The following is a 20,250-nucleotide window of genomic DNA, read 5'->3' as shown; positions in this document are numbered from 1 at the left end:
ACTTTCAAAAGTTTCATTTTCATGACATGTTTAAATCAACAGAAAGTCTCTTATATACATATGTTATCGGGTAAAATCGAAGGAATGTTATGTTTTTTGTAAAATAAATGAATATATTTCTCGATATAATTTATTTTTAATCATAAATTATTACATGTTCATGACACTTATGAACCAAAAAAAAGAGGCTATTATTCGCCTCTTTATTTTTTAAGATATAGTGCTTTTAGTGCAGTCTGTAATTGAAGGTCATTTTTTTCGTATGATTTCACTTCATCCACCATTTTGTTCATCATTTCCGCTGTTTTCAAATCAATGACACCTGATTTATCGAGATTGTATGTGCTTTGGAAGGCAAGTACGGCCTTTTTCGTTTCTTCATCAAAGTATCCATCTACTCTGCCAGGGTCAAATGACAATCCCTTTAACAGCGTCTGGGCTTGTCTCACTTCCTCATTGTTCATATCAAGCTGAAGCGGTTCTTTTAGCTGAAGCGGACCTGCGGTAAAGTAATCTGGCTGATGAATTGCAATTGTCGGTACGACGCCTTTTTTGTGAATCCAATTGCCTTTTGGGGTGAGCCATTTATACAGCGTTAATTTAATATTACTTCCATCTCCCATCGGAACCGCCTGCTGCACAGTTCCTTTTCCAAAGGAGACATCACCGACGACTTCATACTTTCCGGCTTCTTTCATGGCTCCAGCAAGTATTTCCGAAGCGGAAGCACTGCCTTTATCAATTAAGACGTTGACTGGGTAAGGCTTTTGTTCTTTCAGTTTTGAAAAATATCGCTTCCGGTCGCCATTCCGTTCTGCGATTTGAATATAGGGCTGATCCTTCGTAATAAAATGCTTCAAAATATCTTCCACACTTTGCAGATAGCCGCCAGGGTTTCCTCTCACATCCAGTACAAGGCCTTCTATGCCCTTTTTCTCGAGCTGTTTCAGGCTTGACGTGAAATCCTTCGCCGTATCTTCAGAGAAGCTGGAGATCGCAATATAGCCTGTTTTATGCCCATTGACCTCTTTTACAGAGGAAGTCACTGTTTCCAGCGGGATTTCCTCTCGTTTGATATGGAACGTTAGCTCTTTTTCAATCCCATTTCGTTTGATTGTTAAGGCGACAGACGTTCCTTTTTTCCCTCTTATTTTCAGCACAGCATCGTTTAAGCTTTTTTCTTTCATCGGTTCACCGTCAATGCTGATGACTTCATCTTTCGGCTTTAGACCCGCTTTTGCCGCAGGGGATTTTTTAAAGGCTGAGACGATAATGATTTTTCCTTCATCCATCCCCACTTCTGCCCCAATTCCCTCAAAGGAAGAATCAAGCGAATCAGAAAATTGCTTTGCGGTTTGCTTGTCCATGTATACTGAATATGGATCGTTTAACGTCGAAAGCATTCCTTGGATCGCGCCTTCAAGTAGCTTTTGCCGATCCACTTCCTCTACATATTCATTCGAAATAAGGTCATAGGCTTTCTCGATCTTTTCCATCCCATTCTCTTTCGCCTTATCACTTGATTGAGCTTGTCCAGCCATTGCAGCAGCTGCTTGCGGTGACTCCGCATGAGTTCCTTCTTTATGCGTCATCACACCTGCACTTATTAAGAGAACGACACTTGCCATAATAGATGCGATTTGTTTTTTCATATTTGGCCTCCTTCTTCAACTCTTCCTGATGACCTGAGTTATTATATGCCAGAAGAAGGGATTTCATGTAAAGACATTCTCCCGTGAAGGCTTGACGAATCATTTTATTAGGTGTAATTTTTATTTTGTTATGATTGAGAAGGAGTCTTCGCTATGTATATTATCTTGACGATGCTTTTATTAGGAATTTTATTAGGTTTTGTAGGAGCAGGCGGGGCGGGATTTGTCATCGCATTGCTTACATTAATTTTTGATATCCCTATCCATACAGCACTCGGGACGTCATTAGCCGCTATGGCATTTACGACACTATCAGGTGCATATAGCCACTACAGGGAAGGGAACATTCAGTTGAAATCTGGTTTGATTGTCGGGGCTCTGGCTTGTATTGCTTCTTTTGCCGGGGCTAAGGTCGCTCCTTTTATTCCAGAAGAGAGTCTGCACTATTTAACAGCAGGGATGCTTTTTTTATCCGCTGTTTTTATGATGATCAAACTATTTGTTCTTAATGAAGAGGCTGAGCAGCAGCCGCTTTCTTCACGCCAGCTGATGACAAGAGGCATTATTTTAGGCCTTGTGTCTGGAATGCTGTCAGGCATGTTTGGTATCGGGTCTGCACCGTTTATTCAAGTAGGACTTTTGATTTTACTGAAGCTGTCGATTCGGCAAGCTGTTGGCACGACGATGCTTGTCATTATTCCGATTTCCATCGGTGGTGGAATTGGATATATTTCAGAGGGCTATGTTGATTTTATCTTGCTGATCCAAATATTAATTGGAACCGTCTTAGGCGCATTTATAGGCGCGAAATTCACACGCCTTGCACCGAAGCTCTTATTGAAATCAGCTGTTCTGTTAACACCTATTATTGCCGGGTTACTGCTGTTATTTTAATTCTATCTAGACAAAAAAAGCCGATAACGTCATGTTATCGGCTTTTTGATTAGCGGATATATTGCGCTGGATTGACTGCATTTGATTTCGCGCCATTCCATAATCCTTTATGAATTTCAAAATGAAGATGCTGACCATGCGATTGGCCGGTATTTCCCATATAGCCAAGGAATTGTCCTTGTTCAACTCTCTGTCCTGTTGACACACTTCTTGTAGACAGGTGGGCGTATACAGTTTGATATGTCTGTCCATTGATATTGTGCGTAATGAACACAACATTTCCGTAGCTCGATGAGTAGCTTGAGTTTGTGACGGTTCCAGATGCTGCTGCATAGACAGGAACTGTGCCTTTTGCTGCAATATCTAATCCGAAGTGGTTTCCGCCAGAACGTCCGCCAAAGCCAGATGAGAAACGCCCTGCAGCTGGTTTAATAAAGCCTGAGCTGCTTGCTGGTGTATCAGATACTTGATCTGATCCGCCGCTACGAGGTGCAGGTGCATTTTTTTCAGCTGCTTGTTTTGCTTTCGCCGCTTCTTCCTTTTGACGGTGTGCTTCCTCAGACTTCACAGCCGCTTTTTGGTTCGCAAGAATTTCTTGTTCATTCTCAAGCTTACCTAGTTCATCATGTGCATGATTTTTTTTATCTGTCACATCACCTAAAATGTGTTCTTTTTCTTTGTGCTTCTTAGATAAATCTTTTTTCAGTGCTTCTAACTCTTTCAGAGATGTTTCAAGTCCACTTAGCTGATTATTTAGCTCTGCTTCTTTTTGCTCCACCAGCTTTAAATCATTTTCATGTTCTGTAATCATGTCTTTGTCTGCTTCGACAATCGTTGTGACAGCCCCAACACGACCGACAAAATCACTAAAGCTGCGAGCACCTAGCAGCACATCTAAATAGTTGATCGTACCGCCGCTTTTTTGCATAGAACGAATTCGGTCTTTGAAAATGGCTTTTCTTTTTTCAATTCGCTCATTGATGACTTGAATGTCTTTTTTCAGCTGTTTGATCTCTTGCTTCGTTTTTTTAACTTCTTTCTCTTTTTCAGCGACTTTTTCAGTTGCAGTACTTACCTTTTGGTCAATTTGTTCAATTTCTTTCTTGAGCTTTGATTCTTTCTTTTCAAGCTTTGCCAGCTCTGACTTCTTCTTCTTCAAGTTTGATTCAGTCTTCGATGTTTTCTCTTCGATTTGTTGACGTTTTTGATCTAGGTCTTCGTATGCGAATGCACGATTCTCGTTCCCTGGAATGTATAGCCACGTTGTTCCAATAAACGCTGCCATTCCAGCCATCATTAGCTTTCTTTTCAAAACGATATTCCCCTCCCATGACAACTGTCGACATGAAGAGCCGACCGGATGAATCGGATCAACCGGTCACATCTTCTATAGAATCCTCGAATGCTGCCATCAAAATATATTTATACTTTTAAGAATTTACGGATAGACGTTAAGCTTCCCCATACCCCAATGATTGCACCGATCACTAGCAGGATCAGTGATACTTGATAGACAAATGGGTTGTATGGAAGCATTGAAATAAATGAGCCCTGTACTCTCGGTGCGACCCAGCCCACTGCATATTGATACGTGCCAAGCAATAGAGCAATAGGTATAATGGAGCCAAATACACCAAGCAATAATCCTTCAATGAAGAATGGCCAGCGGATAAACCAGTTCGTTGCACCTACCAGCTTCATAATCTCAATTTCTTTACGTCTAGCAAAGATCGTAATTTTGATCGTATTGGAGATTAAGAACATAGCTGTAAATAACAGCCCAATAATGAGCACAATGCCGACATTACGCGCTACTCCGACTACATTAAAGAGTCGGCTGACCTCTTCTTTCCCATAGGTTACTTTATATGTACCCTTTAGGTTTTCTAATTTCTTCGCTACTTTTGGTGTATCGTGAGGATCTGTTGTTTTCACAATGAACGCATCGTTTAATGGATTTTCTTGATCAACAAGTCCCATGGATTGTCCATTTTCTCCGAAGCTTTTAATCAAAGCTTTCAGTTCGTCATCCTTAGATGAGTACTTCACATTACTGATTTCAGGAATCTTTTCAATTTCTGCTTTTAATTCATCCTGCTGCTTTTGATTCGCCGTTAATTCGATTAATACTTTTACTTCTACTTCTTTTTCAGCGTTCGATGCCATGTTATTCAAGTTGAGCATAATCACAAGGAAAACCCCAACTAAAATCAATGTGACAGTAACCGCACTAATTGATGCAAAAGTCATCCACGTGTTTCTTCCTAGTGAACGGAAGCTCTCACGTAAATGCCGCGAGAGAGTTTTAATCATAAATTCCGTACTCCCCTCTTGCTTCGTCACGCACAATCATTCCATCTTCGATTGCGATGACGCGTTTCTTCATGGTGTTTACAATTTCTTTGTTGTGTGTCGCCATAACCACTGTTGTTCCGCGGTTATTAATCTCTTCGAGCGTCTTCATGATTTCCCAGGAAGTGTCTGGATCAAGGTTTCCTGTCGGCTCATCTGCAATGACGACCTCAGGGCTATTGACGATCGACCGAGCGATAGATACCCGCTGCTGTTCACCGCCGGACAGCTGGTCAGGAAATTGGCGCGCTCTGTGCTTTAGCTGGACTAGATCGAGAACGTCAAGCACTTTTTTCTTAATGATATGAGGCTGTTCACCAATCACTTCAAGAGCAAATGCAACGTTCTCAAACACTGTAAGAGTTGGAAGCAGCTTGAAATCTTGGAATACTACGCCAATTTCTCTTCTTACGTAAGGAATTTCTTTTTCCTTCATTGAACCTAAATCTTTGTTATTAATTAAGATTTGCCCTTTGGTTGGCTTCTCTTCACGATACATCATTTTGATGAAAGTGGATTTACCAGCACCACTGGGACCAACAACATACACAAACTCTCCTGGATGGATAGAGACATTGATTCCATTGATCGCCTTTACGCCATTAGGATAGATCTTGTAGACTTCCTTCATTTGAATCATGTAATCACCTAATCTTTTCTTATTCGCTGACTAACAGCTTATCATGATGTTTTGACACTTCTCGTCAAAAAACGTTATGTATGGTTACGCACATACCCTTCGATACTTACTAGCAATTTATGTCCTTTTCATCCAAAAAGATGAAAAAATTGAATCGTCTCATTTTCAACAACTCCAATTATACGTCATGAATCGACGCAATGGTATTACATTTATATTTCAAAACTTATAAATAAAAGGTAAATAGAACAATCAAAACCGAAAAACATGCCTTTATACCCTTATTTTTTAAATAAAAATTTAATATAATGCGTTTTCATACTATCCAAAAGTCTTTTTCTACATATAAAAAACAAAAAAACCTTGTCGATTAGACAAAGGTTTTATTTTTTCTCTGCAAGCCATTTTGCTACTTCTTTTGCTTGCTTCTCATCTACCATTCCGCTTGGCATAGAGCCTTTACCGTTTTGCGCAATATCTGCGATTTGGCTTTCATTATATTTCTTCCCTACTTCTTTCAGGCTTGGTCCGCCTCCGCCAGATAGGTCTTTCCCATGACAGCCAATACAGTTTTGCTGATAGATCTCCTCACCACTGCTCACAGATGAAGCACTTTTGCTGCCTTCTTTTTCGCTGCTGCTTGAATTTCCTCCACAAGCCGCCAGAACAAGAAGCATTGCTGCAAATAGCATCGTTAATCCGCTTTTTTTCATCTATTTCCCTCCCTTACGATCATTTGGTCAACGCTATTATATCCTTGTTTATGCCCTTTTAAAACCCTCACCAAGCACCTCTTTTGCATCCATTACAATGACAAATGCTGATGCATCGATTGCTTTCACCACTTGTTTCAACTTTGTGAATTGTGACTGCCCAACGACACACATCAAAATTGGGCGGTCATGATCGGTATATCCTCCGACTGCTGAGATCTTCGTCACACCGCGGTCAATTTGGTCAAAAACTGCCTGTCTGACCTCATCTTCATGCCCGGTAATGATCATCGCCATTTTCGAATGACTGAAGCCAGCCTGTACCACATCAATCGTTTTACTCGAAATAAACACACCAATGACCGCGTATAGCCCCTCTTCGATTCCAAAGACCGTCATTGCAGCCAGAACAATCAAACCATCCATCATCGCTAAGCAAGTGCCTAGCGTGAGTCCGGTGTACTTATTAATGATTTTGGCAGCGAGTGCCGTTCCACCTGTTGATCCATTCCCAAGGAACACGAGCCCTATACCGATTCCAATGACCACACCGCCAAAAATAGCTGCCAGCAGCGCTTCGTGTGTGACAGGTGCAATATGTCGTGTGACAAACACCATGAAAGGTAAAAAAATCGAGCCAACGAGTGTTTTCACTCCAAATGTACCGCCTAATAAATAAAAGCCAGCGATAAACAGCGGAATATTGAGCCCCCATTGCACATACGCTGCTTCAAAGCCGAATGACTGCATAATGGTACTAATTCCGCTCACACCGCCTGCTGCAATCTGATTCGGCAATAATAACGTATTAAATCCAATCGCCACAATGGCAGATCCGATTAAAATGAACAAATAATTTTTCACTTCAATCCAAAATTGTGAATATCCCTGCTTCATGTCTTTCTTCCTCCGTTACTTCTGAATGCACACCTATTTTAAGCCCTCTTAAAACGATTGTAAATAACAGCCAAATGCAGTGCTAATGGATTAACACTTTATCACACAGACGGATCAGCGTACTTGCCAGTTGGCATAGGAGTAAATGATGGTATATTTAATATGTACATGAGAAAGAAGGGGCATGCGATGAAGAAAATACTGAAGATAACAGGTATGACATTACTTGCACTGATCATCTTAGCTTTTGGTGCTTTCTATATATGGAGCCGCTTTACATACGGACCATCAGAAGCATTAAAAAAACAGGTGAACATGGAGCAAGTGGAACATAAAAACAATGTTTATAATTTTGAAGCATCAAAAAGTGATACTGGCATCATTCTCTATCCTGGGGCAAAGGTGGAACCACTTGCGTATGCCTATATTGGGGATACGCTGATGAAAAAAGGCTACTCTGTCTTTATCCCTGACATGCCATTTTCCTTTGCGATCTTCAATCCAAACAAAGCGCAGGACATCATCAAAGATCATCAAACGATCAAACACTGGTATATTGGCGGACATTCACTTGGCGGGGCAGCTGCCGCTATGTTTGCAGAAAAAAATCAGAGCAAGCTAGATGGACTCTTTTTCCTAGCATCTTATCCAGCATCAGATGACCTGAAACAATCGTCACTAAAAGTCCTCTCTATTTCAGGTGAAAAGGATGGGCTGGCAACACAAGAGAAAATCAAGAAATCGAAAGCAAATCTGCCGTCTCAAACCGTTTATTATGAAATAAAAGGCGGGAATCATGCGCAATTTGGCATGTATGGCAAACAAAAAGGGGATCAGCCGGCGGACATTCCAGCCCTGTCGCAGCAAAATGATCTCATTCAGACAATGCTGGATTGGCTGAAGCCAGCAAAAAAGCTCCCATAACGGGAGCTTTTCACTTTTATTTTTTCGTCACTTCTAAAAATTCTTCAGCATCTGCTACAGCCAAACGAATGGCTTCTTCCCAAAATGCTTTTTGGGTAAGGTCAACGCCTAGATGCTTTTTAGCTAAATCTTCCACTGTCATTGAAGCAGTATCTTTTAATAATGCAATGTATTTCTCTTCAAACGATGTACCAGCCTGCAATGCTTTTGCATAAATTCCTAACGAGAACATGTATCCAAAGGTGTATGGGAAATTATAAAATGGAACATTCGTGATATGGAAATGCAGCTTAGACGCCCAGAAATGAGGATGGTATTCATCTAATGAGTCACCAAACGCTTCCTTCTGCGCTTCGACCATCAATTCATTCAATCGGTCAGCCGGCACTTCTCCTTGTTTACGCTCTTCATAAAATCGCTGTTCAAATAAGAAACGAGATTGAATGTTCATGAAGAATGCTACACTGCGCTGCAGCTTATCCTCTAACAAGCTGAGACGCTCCTCTTCATTTGCCGCTTCTTTTAATGAAGCATCAGCTACAATCATTTCTGCGAAGGTGGACGCTGTTTCAGCTACATTCATTGCGTATTTGCGATTCAGAATGCGAACATCCTGCATCACGTCCTGATGGAATGAATGACCAAGCTCATGCGCTAGTGTCGCCACATTGGATGGACTTCCTGAGAAGGTCATAAAAATGCGTGATTCTCCGCTGTCAGGGAAATTTGTACAAAAGCCGCCTACCCGTTTGTTTGGACGGTCCTCAGCTTCTACCCAGCGTTCGTTAAAGGCTTTTTCTGTAAAAGCAGCGAGCTCTTCTCCAAATCCAGCGAAATGTTTCACAATAAAAGCAGCTGCTTCTTGATAAGGATAGATTTTGGTCTCACTGCCGATAGGAGCCCCAACATCGAACCAGCTCAGCTTATCCACTCCAAGCATCTCAGCTTTTCGGTGTAAATAATCAATGAATGGCTGCTTATGTTCATCAATCACAGACCACATTGTATCAAGGGTTTCTTGTTTCATACGGCAAATTTCAAGCGGCTCTTTTAAAATGTGATCCCAGCCTCTTGCTTCATACACTTGCAAACGAAAACCAGCTAGGTGGTTGAGCGTACTTGCAAATAAATGTTCATCCTGCGTCCATGCATGCTCTAGGTTGTGGTAAACGGCTTTTCTGACTTCACGATCTGAATCATCCATAGCATTTTCCGCTTGGCCTACAGAGATCATCTGCGTTTCACCATGCTGTTCAAACGGAATGGTAATTTTATTCACTAAGCTGGAATAAAGCTCATCCCACGCATGGTACCCATCTACAGCCAGCTTTTGGATCAGTGTTTCTTGTTCAACAGGTAATTGATCCTTCACACGGTCTCTTCGCTCATTTAATATGTAGCGGACATCTGAAAAGGCTGCTGAATTCATCAGTTCTTCCCACTTGTTTGCAGGAATAGCAGCAAGCGCTTGATCAAACAGTGCAAGGATGGTTCCTAAATCCGCTTCTAGCTTGGCAATCGTACCTCGAAGGCTGCCTGCTTTCATATCCTTCGTATTTTGAGCTTGGAGGCAGGATACAAATGAACCTGCTTGAGACAATTTTTTATATGTAGTTTCATACGTGTCAAGGACAGACGTTAATTTGCTTTCAATGTGTGTATCTTCTTTTGAAAAGGCATCCACCTTTTGTCGTAATTCATCTAATAGCTGCTGAATGGTTTGCAGGTATGTCTTAAATTCTGGTGAAGAACTGCCTCCTTTAAAAAAGGCATCTAAATCCCACGTTTCTTGCAATGGTGTTAATCCCAAAATATTTCCCCCTTTATTTGCTAATTTCATCATACAAAGGATATAGAATCAGTATGTCGTAAGTATTCCTTTATATTCATTATATTTTCTCACAATTAAAAAAACCCGGCAAGAAGCCGAGTTTTTATGATAATTTCGAACGTAGGTATGCATCGATAAATGAATCTAAATCTCCATCCATCACCGCTTGAACATTTCCCATCTCCGTATTGGTTCGATGGTCTTTCACAAGAGAATAAGGGTGGAATACATAAGAGCGAATCTGGCTGCCCCAGCCAATTTCTTTCTGCTCTCCTCTGATTTCATCCAATTCTGCCTGCTGTTCTTCGATCCGTTTTTGATAAAGTTTCGATTTCAACATTTTCATCGCACGTTCTCTGTTTTTGATTTGTGATCTTTCTGTTTGGCACGTCACGACGACATTGGTTGGAATGTGTGTAATACGAACAGCAGAGTCCGTCGTATTAACGTGCTGTCCGCCTGCACCGCTTGCACGATACGTATCTACCTTGATATCCTCTGTGCGAATATCAATATCAATTTCTTCATTGAATTCCGGCATAACATCACATGAAACGAAGGATGTATGTCTACGGCCAGATGAATCAAAAGGAGAAATACGGACCAAACGATGGACACCTTTTTCTGCTTTTAAATAACCGTACGCATTATGCCCTTTGATCAGCAATGTCACCGACTTAATTCCTGCCTCATCACCTGGAAGGTAATCAAGCGTTTCAACCTTAAAGCCTCTGCGCTCTGCCCAGCGAGTGTACATTCTCAAAAGCATTGAACCCCAGTCCTGTGATTCGGTACCGCCTGCACCTGGGTGAAGCTCCAGAATGGCATTGTTTTTATCATAAGGTTCGCTTAAGAGAAGCTGCAGCTCAAATTCGTTAAATTGCTTCGTTAAGTTCTTCAGCTCTTTTTCAAGCTCTGCATGAAGCTCTTCGTCATAATCTTCCTTTAATAAGTCATGCGTCATTTGCAGCTCTTCATGCGATTCACTGAGCTCATGATAGGAATTCACAGAATCCTTCAGTGCATTGGCTTCATTGATAACGCCTTGAGCCTTTTGCTGATCATTCCAAAAATCAGCCTCTGACATCGTCGCTTCAAGCTCTGCGATTTTGGCTTCTTTTGTTTCTAAGTCAAAGAGACCCCCTAAAATCAGCTAGCCTGCTAGCCATATTTTCAAGCTCTTGTCTAATTTCTACTAATTCCATATCCTTCACCTCATAGATGTATGGGGGCTGACATGAATAGAAAGAGGTTTTCACCTCTTTCCATTACTTATTCTGTCTTCCCATGACAATTTTTATATTTCTTGCCGCTTCCGCAGTGACATGGAGAGTTTCGTCCAATGTCTACGACTTTACGTACCGGCTTTTTCTTCACTGTCTTCTCCTCATCGCCCTCTTGTGGCTGATGAGCCGTTGTTTGACCTTGAACCACTTCTTCGCGTTCTAGGTTGTTTTGGATTTCTGATTTCAAGACATACTTGGCCACATCATCTTCAATTGAAGCAACCATATGCTCAAACATCGCAAATCCTTCCATTTGGTATTCACGTAGCGGATTCGTTTGTGCATACGCACGTAAATGAATACCTTGACGCAGCTGATCCATTGCATCGATATGGTCCATCCACTTCGAATCCACCGCACGAAGAACGATGACTTTTTCAAATTCACGCATTTGTTCTTCGCCAAATGTTTCTTCTTTTGCATCGTATTTTTCTTTAATACGATCCATGATGAAAGTTGTGATTTCATCTGCTTCTTTACCGAAGATATCTTTGACCGTGATGGCACCTTCGTCTAAATAGTTCGTGTTGATTAATTCAACAAGACCATCTAGTTTCCATTCTTCAGGCAGCTCTTCTTTTGGCGTATAAGATCCCACAGCACGCTCAATTGAAGATTGGATCATATTGATGACAATTGATTTTAAGTTGTCGGAATCGATGACTTCAAAACGCTGTTTGTAGATCACTTCACGCTGTTGACGAAGCACATCGTCATATTGCAGAAGCTGCTTACGGGAATCAAAGTTGTTCCCCTCTACACGTTTTTGCGATGATTCAACGGCTTTAGACACCATTTTACTTTGGATTGGTGTAGAGTCATCCATGCCAAAGCGGTCAAGCATTGCCATCGTTCGCTCTGCACCAAATCGGCGCATCAATTCATCTTCCATGGATAGATAGAATTGGGTAATCCCTGGGTCTCCTTGACGTCCAGAACGTCCGCGAAGCTGGTTATCAATCCGACGTGATTCATGACGCTCTGTCCCGATAACAGCCAGACCTCCAAGTTCTTTTACACCTTCGCCAAGCTTGATGTCTGTACCACGTCCTGCCATGTTTGTCGCAATGGTCACAGCACCTTTTTGACCAGCCTCTTCAATAATTTGTGCTTCACGCTCATGGTTTTTCGCGTTTAACACTTGATGAGGAATGCCTTTATTTTTAAGCAGCTTAGAAATAAGCTCAGATGTCTCAACTGCTACTGTTCCGACAAGAACTGGCTGTCCTGTCATATAGCGCTGCGCAACATCCTCAGCCACTGCTTTAAATTTACCATCCATTGTGCGGTAAATTAAATCAGGTCGGTCATCACGAACTACTGGTTGATTGGTCGGGATTGACACAACCTGCATGTTGTAAATGTTACGGAATTCTTCTTCTTCCGTTTTTGCTGTACCAGTCATACCAGATAACTTTTCATACATACGGAAGTAGTTCTGGAACGTAATTGTTGCTAGTGTCATGCTTTCGTTCTGCACTTCAAGACCTTCTTTTGCTTCGATGGCTTGATGCAGACCTTCACTATAACGGCGTCCTTTCATTAAACGTCCTGTGAAGGAGTCAACGATGACTACTTGGCCTTCTTCTACCACGTAATCCACGTCTTTTTGCATCGCAACATGTGCTTTCAGCGCCTGAGCGATGTGATGGTTGAGCGCGACATGTTTGACATCAAACAGGTTCTCGATGCCGAATGCTTTTTCCGCTTTCGTCATTCCGCTTTCAGTCAGCTGCACACTTTTTGTTTTAATATCATACGTGAAATCATCTTCAATTTTTAAAGTGCGGACAAATGCATTGGCTTGTACGTAAAGCTTTGTTGATTTCGCAGCTTGTCCAGAAATAATAAGAGGTGTTCTCGCTTCATCAATTAAAATGGAGTCAACCTCATCGATCACAGCATAATGAAGTGGTCTCTGAACCATCTGCTCTTTGTAGAGCACCATGTTATCTCGTAAATAGTCAAAGCCGAGTTCATTGTTTGTTGAATACGTGATATCAGCGGCGTACGCTTCTCTTTTTTCATCTTTGTCTAAGCTGTTTAAGTTTAAACCGACCGTTAAACCAAGGAATTCAAAAATTTTGCCCATTTCCTGCGCATCACGGCTTGCCAAATATTCGTTGACTGTCACGATGTGGACGCCTTTTCCAGAAAGAGCATTTAAGTAAACAGGCATCGTGGATGTCAATGTTTTCCCTTCACCTGTTTTCATTTCAGCGATGTTGCCTTCGTGAAGCGCGATCCCCCCCATAAGCTGCACCTTAAATGGGAACATTCCTGTTACGCGGCGGGAAGCCTCGCGAACCGTAGCAAATGCTTCAACCAACAGGTCATCCACGGATTGTCCTTTTTCAAGTTTTTCTTTAAATTCAATCGTTTTATTTCGTAAAGCCTCGTCAGATAATTTTTCAAAATCTTGAGCGAGAGCTTCGATTTCATTTGCCTTTTTTTCATATCGGCTGATCGTACGTTTCGTAGGATCAAACACTTTGTTTAAGATTCCAAGCATATAATAACGCTCCTCTATTTCATGCAATTTTTCGGCATGTCCAAAAGTTTGACAGGTCCATATTTACCTGCATTTATCATACCATACCTTCTTTCATTTCCAAAGAATTTGCCATAATTTCGCACAAAAAACCCGCCCCTTATGAAAGGAACGGGTTTACTTTATTTAGGTTGTTTTTGAATCAGCATAAACTGATATTTAAGCGTTTGGCTCAATGAGTCCATATTTACCGTCATTTCGGCGATAAACCACATTGGTCAAATTTGTCTCAGCATTTGTGAAAACGAAGAAACTATGACCTAACATGTTCATTTGGAGAATGGCCTCTTCGCTATCCATCGGCTTTAAGTTGAAACGTTTTTGTCTGACGATTTCTGTTTCATCAATCTCTTCGTCATCTTGAACTGCTACTTCAGCCGTACCATTTCCTCCAGCAAATAAGTGCTTTTTGGCACCTTGCTCGCGGAATTTACGGTTTACTTTTGTTTTGTGCTTTCTAATTTGACGTTCTAATTTACTGGCTGCTAGGTCTACTGCATTGTACATATCCTCATTATGCACCTCAGCTCGAAGTGCTAGATCAGTCATTGGAATGGTAACCTCAACTTTAGATTCTTGATCGTTGTAAAACTTCAAGTTCACGTTGACTGAAGCATCAACATCTGTCTCAAAATAACGCTCCAGCTTTCCAATTTTTTTCTCGACATGATCTCTTAGTGCAGGTGTTACGTCGATGTTTTCTCCTCTGACATTGTAATTCATGTAAAGAACGCCTCCTTTAAAATTAAGGATATGTAAACCTATTTCTACTTTTCCCTCCTTTTCTCCTGCTCAAACGTAAAAAAAATGTGAATATTTATTGAAATTTGTCGAATTTTGCGGTGCTTCAACTGTTTCTTGATAGGTGATGAATATATATTCGGCTGATTCTTGAAAAAGACCAGCGCACATTAAATGGTAAAAGATGATATCGATGTTTTCAGCGATTGAGACAAGGATTTTAAATCCTCCGCAGCGGCTTTCATTTCTTCATTTGCCGCTAATGATTCTTCAACAGCAGCAGACATATACTCTGTTTCTTCTGAGTTTCGTTTCGCACCTTCTTCAATGACACCAACCGTTTGAGAAATTTCCTCTGTACTAGCAGAAATCTGTTCTGCAGTGGCTGACAGTTCTTCGGCTTTCATTGAAATATCACGAATAGATTCCAAGATTTCATGGAAGCTCTGTTCAGATAATTGTGATACTTTTACACCCTCTGCTACATCCCGCTCAACCTTCGTCATCGATTGCGATGACCTTTCTGTATCTTTGTTCACGTTCTCGAGTAATTGACTAATTTGATCTGTCAGCTGACTAGATTCTTCTGCCAGCTTCCTCACTTCATCTGCTACAACTGCAAAACCTCTTCCATGTTCTCCCGCTCTTGCTGCTTCTATTGCTGCGTTTAAAGCAAGTAAATTCGTCTGGTCAGCAATGGCATGGATATGACCTAACAGACCTTGAATGCCTGTAAACTGCGCTTGTACATTGGCCATTGTGGAATGGTGTTCATTCACAGACTCTTTAATAGAACTCATTTGTTTCACAAATTGTTGAATAAGGGCGGCACCCTCTTCGGCCTTTTCAGTCACTGAAATTGAGTGACCCGAAACATCGGACGTGTGTACAGCTGCATTTTGCATCCCAGTCGATACTTCTTGAATGGCAGAGGCGACTTTTCCGACCGCATCTGATTGTTCACGTGAAGCTTCACTGACCTGTTCGATCGAGCTAGATGTCTGCTCACTAGCCGATATCGTTTGACTGATGGTTTCCTCAAATTGAGCAGCAGAATCAGCAAGCTGTCTTGATCCGCTTTGCACCTGCAAAATAAGCTGACGCAAATGAGCCGTCATTTGATTAAAGGCTGTGCCGAGCTGACCAATCTCATTTTTAGAGGTCACTTCAATCTCTTCAAGGGTCAGGTCACCATCTGCCATCCTTCTTGCGGCATTTGTGACAGAAACAATTGGTTTTGTCATGCGATGAACGAATCTGACACCAATCACCAGAAAGCCAACAATAATCGCTGCACTGACCAAAATGAGTGTAAGCAATAATTGATTACTATCTTGATTGAGCTGATTGATTTTTTGATCACGTTGTTTTAGCTGGTTTTGAGCGAATTCTTTTGTAAAGGTATGTATTTCTTGTTCGATAGGTTGTAATTCTTGAGTGAGGCGGGTGTTGAATTCTTTTTGATTTTGCATATTTAATGAATTAAATAATCGATTCGTTGAGGTGTAGTAGAGATAATTTTTTTCTGAGATTTGATCTAATAGATTTTTTGCTTGTTTGACCGTACTTAATTTTGAAGCTTCTGTTGTTTTCTTATTAATATCTTCATATGTTTGCTCAATTTTCTGCAAATTTTCAGCATCTTGGACGACAACATATGTTTTAATCTGTGCTTCCTGCTTTTGCAGAAGCGCCTCTAATTCCAGCGAGGTCTGATAAAGCTTCACTTCCTTGCTTAATAACGCTTTATAGGATTGATCTGTTTTGTAATAGAGAAAGCTTGAGAATCCTAACATACTGACAAACAATACACATATGACAATAAGCCCAAATAAAAATTGATTTTTTAGTCTCATAATTTCCTCCGAATGGTCTGAATTGGACAAAAATTAATGAATGACATACGGCCTCATACAGGCATGTATTTCATCCATCCACTTTCTATATTCAGGTATAAAATATGATTTCAGGAATGATTGGAAGTGATTTGAAGGGAATGTATAGAAAGCTAGTATATCAAAACTTAAAAATATTTGATCAAACGAACGAATCGTTTTGGCAAAGTGTTCATTTTCAATAATTGAAAGCAGAAGGGGGTGTGTTGTGTCTAAATGAAAGAAGGCATGGATCAGATCATTAAAGATCCGATCCCCTTCTGTTTTGTCAAAATCCTTCTCAATTTCATCTAAATATTTTAGACTCTCTTCTATCGTGTATAGAAGTTCATAATATGTGGTTAATAAAATATAGTCATTTGAACGATACGCCACAGGTCTCACCTATTTATTTCCGTTTATCGTAGTATACGCCGTCACTTGTTATGGGCTGGTATGGATTTTGATAATTCAGCTGTTTTGTTTTCTTTTTTTGAATGGCTTGAATATCTGCTTTTATCCCATTTTGGATAACCGTTAATTGCTTCGCCATCTGTTGATCTGTTTGTATGATTTCTCGGATTTTCTCTTTTTCTTGATCCGTCAATTCATGCTGTATATCTCTCATTAATTCGTCTCTCTCGATTAAAAAGGCATCAAAGTCTTCAACCAGTGTCTCACTTTGCGGATTTTCCGATATTTCTGCTGCCATTTTTAATGTTTGATCATGTAGCTGGTCCACAATACTCATAGAGAGCCCCCGATAGAGTGGTGACGGCCTTTTCGATCGGTTTGAATGACTTCCTTCCACGCATCACGGAAATCAGTTACGTACTCTTCTACTTCATTCAATATCTCTTCGTCATTTTGAAGATTAGCTTCTATCAGTCTGCGATAAATGTAATCATACATACTTGCCATACTCTTTGATACGTCATAGGAACGATTTAAGGTGACATTTAATTCTTGAATGATGTTTTGAGCCTTTTTCAGGTTCAAGTTTCTCGTTTCTGCATCCTCTTTTTGAATGGCATGCTTCGCTAGTCTGATGAACTTTAAGCAGCCTTCATAAAGCATAAGCGTCAACTCGGCAGGTGTTGCGGTCTCAATAGAATTTTTCTGATAGGCGGCATAAGGGTTCTGTATTGCCATATGTTATAAACCTCCAATTATTGTCCAAGCAGTTGAGAAAGATAGCCAGATTGGTTGTTTAGCTTTTGAATTGCGCTATCCATGGCATTAAACTTTTTGTAGTAACGGGCTTCAACCATTTTTAAGCGATCTTGGAATGTGCTCATTCGTTTTGTCAAAGAATCAAGGTCCTTACCAAGTCCGTATTCCTTTAATTCCATTGTTGTGCTGCCCGCCTTTTTTTGAATACTTTTCGTTAAGGCTGATAAGGAATTTTTGACACGATAAATGATTCCTTGTTCTTGATATTGCTGCTGCGCTTTGTCTTTATCTTTTGAATCCACATTTAAACTACCCGAGACGAACATTTGTCTGACCTTCTCCGGGTCTTCTTCAATGGCTTTTTTTAATTTCTCTACTCCATCACTACCCTTAATAAATTCAAGCTTCCCGCCATCTTTATAGCTGGATGATGTCGAAATACCGATTTGTGTGAGTTGGATTTTATCCCCATCACTTGTCGTAATATTAGCATACAAATCACTTCTTATTTTAGAGGCACCAGATCGTAAAATGGAATCACTTCTCAGCAAGCCAGACTTCGCGGTCGTTTCCCATAGCTCTATTTCTTTTTCAGACATCGCTTTTTTCTCTTCAGCCGTTAATGGATGATAGTCTCTGTTTTTCTTTTCATTGACTTTTCCATTAATCTGCTCAACGAGTTCGTTATATTTATCAACAAATTGTTTAATTTTATCATATATGGCATCAACATCTGTTGAAACGTTTAAGCTGACGGGCTTATCTGTGGTTGCTTTAAGCTCGTACGTAATATCAGCCTGTGTGAATGTATTGTTGTTATTCTCCATTTTCAGACCATTAATCTCGTATTGCGCCTTCTGTCCTTGAGTGGTCGCAACTAATTCGTTATCTCCATCTACTTGGAATCCTAATTGCGTTAAAAATGAAGCCGAATTGCCATCAGCTGCTTTAATACTGACGCCTTCACCCGTTGTCCGAGAAGTAAGAGCAATTGTATCCACGTAGTTAGTGCCATCAGAGATTTGGCCTTTGTAAGCCGTCACACCTAATTGTGCGCTGTTCAGCTTTTTCACGATGTCATCAATTGTGTCGGTATCAGAAGTATTGATTGTCACCATTTTTGGTTTTGTCGAATCTGGTGTCGTCACTTCAAACGTAAACGTTCCGTTTGTTGGTGTAAATCCAGATGTACCAGAAGATTTGAAGACGGAAGCTGTCGCTAGCTGAGTGACATGAATAGAGCCAGAGGTCGCATTTGTTGATCCAGTTGCTGTGACAGCAGATTCATTAGAGCTTGTCACCTTTTTGGCACCATATGTGCTTGGAAGATTTAACTTTAAACTGTTGATCAAATCATCTAATTCTTTAATTTTCGAATTAACCTCGCGATAGCTGTCTCTTTGCCATTCAAGTGTTTGTTTTTGGCGCGTCATTGTATCAAGTGGTGCCTGCTCCGTTTTCATCAGCTTTGATACGATTTCATCAATATCGAACACATTTGAAAATCCAGTAATACGATTGACCATTGTTTATGTTCTCCCTTCATTTACATCCTTTTATCTACAAATAAACCGACAATTTCTGTCATTGCCGCATAGAAATCAAGCCATTCCTTGGAAGGAATTTCTCTAATAACTTCTTCTGTTTGGTTATCTACGACTTTGACATAATATTCATTGAGTTTTTCATGTAATTCAAATTGAAGATGAAATTGAGTAGGCTCAATCAGCTTGTTTGCGCCTTGAAGCGTTTTTTCAATTTCTTCTTTTGAAACAGCCCTGCCATTTGCTTGTGAGTCAGAGTTTACATTGTCATTCTGGTTATTAGAAACACGGGTTTGAAATGCATCGATAATTGGCTCTAGCGATGTCAACTTACCAACAGACATAGTTATTCAGCTCCTGTGCTTTAATCTATCTTTTATATCGGCTTTGAATTTGCAAATTAAATATAGATGGACCGATTTGTTAAAGTTTCCTATAGATCATAAACATCTGTATCGGACCACGTTCACACGGAGAAGGACAGCTGAATGCAATAAAAAAATCCTCACTTTTTTTGTGAGGATAATTGAGAGAGGAGATCTAAGGATAAGCTCGCAGCACGATTGTTCTCTTCTTGAATAGACAGGTACACTTCTTTCCTGTGAATATCGATGTGCTTAGGAGCCTCAATCCCGACTTTCACTTGATCGCCCTCGATTGAAATAATCTTGACTTCAATATCATCGCCTATTTGAATTGACTGGTTTAATTTACGAGACAGCACTAACATGAGGATGCCACCTCTAACAAATGTTTTGTATGATAGGCTGAATCATGCAAAATCACCTGCTTGGCTTTCATGTTTTTCCGGTTCACAATAATAGGCGCTCTTAAATTAGCTGTTGTTTTTTCAATAGATGATTCCATTGTTAAAATAACCATTACTTCCACATCATTGGCATCTTCTACTTCCAGAATGTCTACAACCGTTTCGTCTAAATCAAATTCGTATTGATTGAAGAATAAAAACGGACTGCTGACGATAAAGCCTAATGCTGCGTTTTTCAATGATTGAAGAACTAAAAACGGAGATTCTTCTGATAAAGGCAAAATGACAAACTGTTTTTGATCCAGAAATCCTGGTATCCCGTTAGAGAAGTTGATGATTTGCTCCTCTTTGATTGTCACTTCACCATGGTATTTTGTTTGAATGATCATAATTCACGACCTTTTTCGTT

Annotated in this window: 20 protein-coding genes; 2 read left to right on the top strand and 18 right to left on the bottom strand. The window is 40.4% G+C overall.

Translation table 11 applies throughout. The features are described from left to right. Positions 1-203: 203 nt before the first annotated feature. Entirely contained in the window at positions 204-1,652 is a 1,449-nt protein-coding gene (ctpB, locus tag AMR95_RS02950; protein WP_039181746.1) for a carboxy-terminal processing protease CtpB, read from the bottom strand. A 153-nt stretch (positions 1,653-1,805) separates the two neighbouring features. On the opposite strand from ctpB, the gene AMR95_RS02945 reads away from it, so the two are divergent. Further along, positions 1,806-2,546: a sulfite exporter TauE/SafE family protein gene (locus tag AMR95_RS02945; protein ID WP_024423598.1), complete on the top strand. Its 741-nt coding sequence runs from the start codon at positions 1,806-1,808 to the stop codon at positions 2,544-2,546. A 49-nt stretch (positions 2,547-2,595) separates the two neighbouring features. Here the strand turns inward: AMR95_RS02945 and AMR95_RS02940 are convergent, their stop codons facing one another. From AMR95_RS02940 to AMR95_RS02920, 5 genes are all read right to left on the bottom strand, one after another. Then, entirely contained in the window at positions 2,596-3,858 is a 1,263-nt protein-coding gene (locus tag AMR95_RS02940; RefSeq protein ID WP_039181752.1) for a murein hydrolase activator EnvC family protein, read from the bottom strand. Positions 3,859-3,968: 110 nt separating this feature from the next. Then, positions 3,969-4,859, bottom strand: a complete 891-nt coding sequence (gene ftsX / locus AMR95_RS02935) for a permease-like cell division protein FtsX (RefSeq protein WP_039181755.1) — start codon at positions 4,857-4,859, stop codon at positions 3,969-3,971. Continuing rightward, positions 4,852-5,538 carry a cell division ATP-binding protein FtsE gene (ftsE, locus tag AMR95_RS02930; protein WP_024423601.1) on the bottom strand — a complete coding sequence of 229 codons (687 nt, stop codon included), beginning with the start codon at positions 5,536-5,538 and terminating at the stop codon, positions 4,852-4,854. The genes ftsX and ftsE overlap by 8 nt, the downstream gene beginning before the upstream one ends. A gap of 383 nt (positions 5,539-5,921) precedes the next feature. After that, positions 5,922-6,251, bottom strand: a complete 330-nt coding sequence (gene cccB, locus AMR95_RS02925) for a cytochrome c551 (RefSeq protein ID WP_058837547.1) — start codon at positions 6,249-6,251, stop codon at positions 5,922-5,924. 48 nt (positions 6,252-6,299) lie between these two features. Then, entirely contained in the window at positions 6,300-7,148 is an 849-nt protein-coding gene (locus AMR95_RS02920; protein ID WP_047201865.1) for a YitT family protein, read from the bottom strand. 189 nt (positions 7,149-7,337) lie between these two features. Between AMR95_RS02920 and AMR95_RS02915 the strand changes: the two genes are divergently transcribed. After that, a complete protein-coding gene (locus AMR95_RS02915) occupies positions 7,338-8,072 on the top strand; it encodes an alpha/beta family hydrolase (RefSeq protein ID WP_058837546.1) in 735 nt (244 codons plus the stop codon). 16 nt (positions 8,073-8,088) lie between these two features. Here the strand turns inward: AMR95_RS02915 and AMR95_RS02910 are convergent, their stop codons facing one another. From AMR95_RS02910 to fliW, 12 genes are all read right to left on the bottom strand, one after another. Beyond that, positions 8,089-9,882: a M3 family oligoendopeptidase gene (locus tag AMR95_RS02910; RefSeq protein ID WP_058837545.1), complete on the bottom strand. Its 1,794-nt coding sequence runs from the start codon at positions 9,880-9,882 to the stop codon at positions 8,089-8,091. Between the two features lie 124 nt (positions 9,883-10,006). Continuing rightward, a protein-coding gene (prfB, locus tag AMR95_RS02905) for a peptide chain release factor 2 (protein ID WP_098677688.1) occupies positions 10,007-11,108 on the bottom strand; the annotation gives its coding sequence in 2 pieces (ribosomal slippage) (positions 10,007-11,035 and positions 11,037-11,108; 1,101 coding nt in all). A gap of 67 nt (positions 11,109-11,175) precedes the next feature. Continuing rightward, the gene (secA, locus tag AMR95_RS02900; RefSeq protein WP_034281086.1) at positions 11,176-13,701 is read right to left on the bottom strand and encodes a preprotein translocase subunit SecA; all 2,526 of its coding nucleotides are present in this window, start codon (positions 13,699-13,701) and stop codon (positions 11,176-11,178) included. 198 nt (positions 13,702-13,899) lie between these two features. Beyond that, positions 13,900-14,463 carry a ribosome hibernation-promoting factor, HPF/YfiA family gene (gene hpf, locus AMR95_RS02895; protein ID WP_024423608.1) on the bottom strand — a complete coding sequence of 188 codons (564 nt, stop codon included), beginning with the start codon at positions 14,461-14,463 and terminating at the stop codon, positions 13,900-13,902. 188 nt (positions 14,464-14,651) lie between these two features. Next, a complete protein-coding gene (locus AMR95_RS02890) occupies positions 14,652-16,337 on the bottom strand; it encodes a methyl-accepting chemotaxis protein (RefSeq protein WP_047201869.1) in 1,686 nt (561 codons plus the stop codon). 33 nt (positions 16,338-16,370) lie between these two features. Further along, positions 16,371-16,751 (bottom strand): hypothetical protein, encoded by a 381-nt coding sequence (locus AMR95_RS02885; RefSeq protein WP_039181775.1) that lies wholly within the window; start codon positions 16,749-16,751, stop codon positions 16,371-16,373. Between the two features lie 13 nt (positions 16,752-16,764). Next, complete coding sequence (fliT, locus tag AMR95_RS02880; RefSeq protein WP_058837544.1) at positions 16,765-17,106, bottom strand: flagella biosynthesis regulatory protein FliT; 342 nt, start codon at positions 17,104-17,106, stop codon at positions 16,765-16,767. Next, positions 17,103-17,507, bottom strand: coding sequence for a flagellar export chaperone FliS (fliS, locus tag AMR95_RS02875; RefSeq protein WP_058837543.1), 405 nt, complete (start codon positions 17,505-17,507; stop codon positions 17,103-17,105). The genes fliT and fliS overlap by 4 nt, the downstream gene beginning before the upstream one ends. A 17-nt stretch (positions 17,508-17,524) precedes the next feature. Then, positions 17,525-19,054: a flagellar hook-associated protein 2 gene (locus AMR95_RS02870; RefSeq protein WP_058837542.1), complete on the bottom strand. Its 1,530-nt coding sequence runs from the start codon at positions 19,052-19,054 to the stop codon at positions 17,525-17,527. A 20-nt stretch (positions 19,055-19,074) separates the two neighbouring features. Next, positions 19,075-19,416 (bottom strand): flagellar protein FlaG, encoded by a 342-nt coding sequence (gene flaG / locus AMR95_RS02865; protein ID WP_039181788.1) that lies wholly within the window; start codon positions 19,414-19,416, stop codon positions 19,075-19,077. Between the two features lie 161 nt (positions 19,417-19,577). Then, positions 19,578-19,802: a carbon storage regulator CsrA gene (csrA, locus tag AMR95_RS02860; protein ID WP_008360181.1), complete on the bottom strand. Its 225-nt coding sequence runs from the start codon at positions 19,800-19,802 to the stop codon at positions 19,578-19,580. After that, positions 19,796-20,230 (bottom strand): flagellar assembly protein FliW, encoded by a 435-nt coding sequence (gene fliW, locus AMR95_RS02855; protein ID WP_041088051.1) that lies wholly within the window; start codon positions 20,228-20,230, stop codon positions 19,796-19,798. Before fliW ends, csrA begins: the two co-directional genes overlap by 7 nt. Between the last annotated feature and the right edge of the window lie 20 nt (positions 20,231-20,250).

The organism is Bacillus sp. G1(2015b), from assembly GCF_001482475.1.
In the GTDB taxonomy this organism is placed as follows: Bacteria; Bacillota; Bacilli; order Bacillales; family Bacillaceae; genus Bacillus; species Bacillus safensis.
This window is presented reverse-complemented; position numbering and strand designations above follow the sequence as displayed.

Coding starts and splice junctions, on each gene's coding strand:
- ctpB (WP_039181746.1), bottom strand. CDS start 1,652: ATGAAAAAACAAATCGCATCTATTATGGCAAGTGTCGTTCTCTTAATA.
- AMR95_RS02945 (WP_024423598.1), top strand. CDS start 1,806: ATGTATATTATCTTGACGATGCTTTTATTAGGAATTTTATTAGGTTTT.
- ftsX (WP_039181755.1), bottom strand. CDS start 4,859: ATGATTAAAACTCTCTCGCGGCATTTACGTGAGAGCTTCCGTTCACTA.
- ftsE (WP_024423601.1), bottom strand. CDS start 5,538: ATGATTCAAATGAAGGAAGTCTACAAGATCTATCCTAATGGCGTAAAG.
- cccB (WP_058837547.1), bottom strand. CDS start 6,251: ATGAAAAAAAGCGGATTAACGATGCTATTTGCAGCAATGCTTCTTGTT.
- AMR95_RS02920 (WP_047201865.1), bottom strand. CDS start 7,148: ATGAAGCAGGGATATTCACAATTTTGGATTGAAGTGAAAAATTATTTG.
- AMR95_RS02915 (WP_058837546.1), top strand. CDS start 7,338: ATGAAGAAAATACTGAAGATAACAGGTATGACATTACTTGCACTGATC.
- secA (WP_034281086.1), bottom strand. CDS start 13,701: ATGCTTGGAATCTTAAACAAAGTGTTTGATCCTACGAAACGTACGATC.
- hpf (WP_024423608.1), bottom strand. CDS start 14,463: ATGAATTACAATGTCAGAGGAGAAAACATCGACGTAACACCTGCACTA.
- AMR95_RS02890 (WP_047201869.1), bottom strand. CDS start 16,337: ATGAGACTAAAAAATCAATTTTTATTTGGGCTTATTGTCATATGTGTA.
- fliT (WP_058837544.1), bottom strand. CDS start 17,106: ATGAGTATTGTGGACCAGCTACATGATCAAACATTAAAAATGGCAGCA.
- fliS (WP_058837543.1), bottom strand. CDS start 17,507: ATGGCAATACAGAACCCTTATGCCGCCTATCAGAAAAATTCTATTGAG.
- AMR95_RS02870 (WP_058837542.1), bottom strand. CDS start 19,054: ATGGTCAATCGTATTACTGGATTTTCAAATGTGTTCGATATTGATGAA.
- flaG (WP_039181788.1), bottom strand. CDS start 19,416: ATGTCTGTTGGTAAGTTGACATCGCTAGAGCCAATTATCGATGCATTT.
- csrA (WP_008360181.1), bottom strand. CDS start 19,802: ATGTTAGTGCTGTCTCGTAAATTAAACCAGTCAATTCAAATAGGCGAT.
- fliW (WP_041088051.1), bottom strand. CDS start 20,230: ATGATCATTCAAACAAAATACCATGGTGAAGTGACAATCAAAGAGGAG.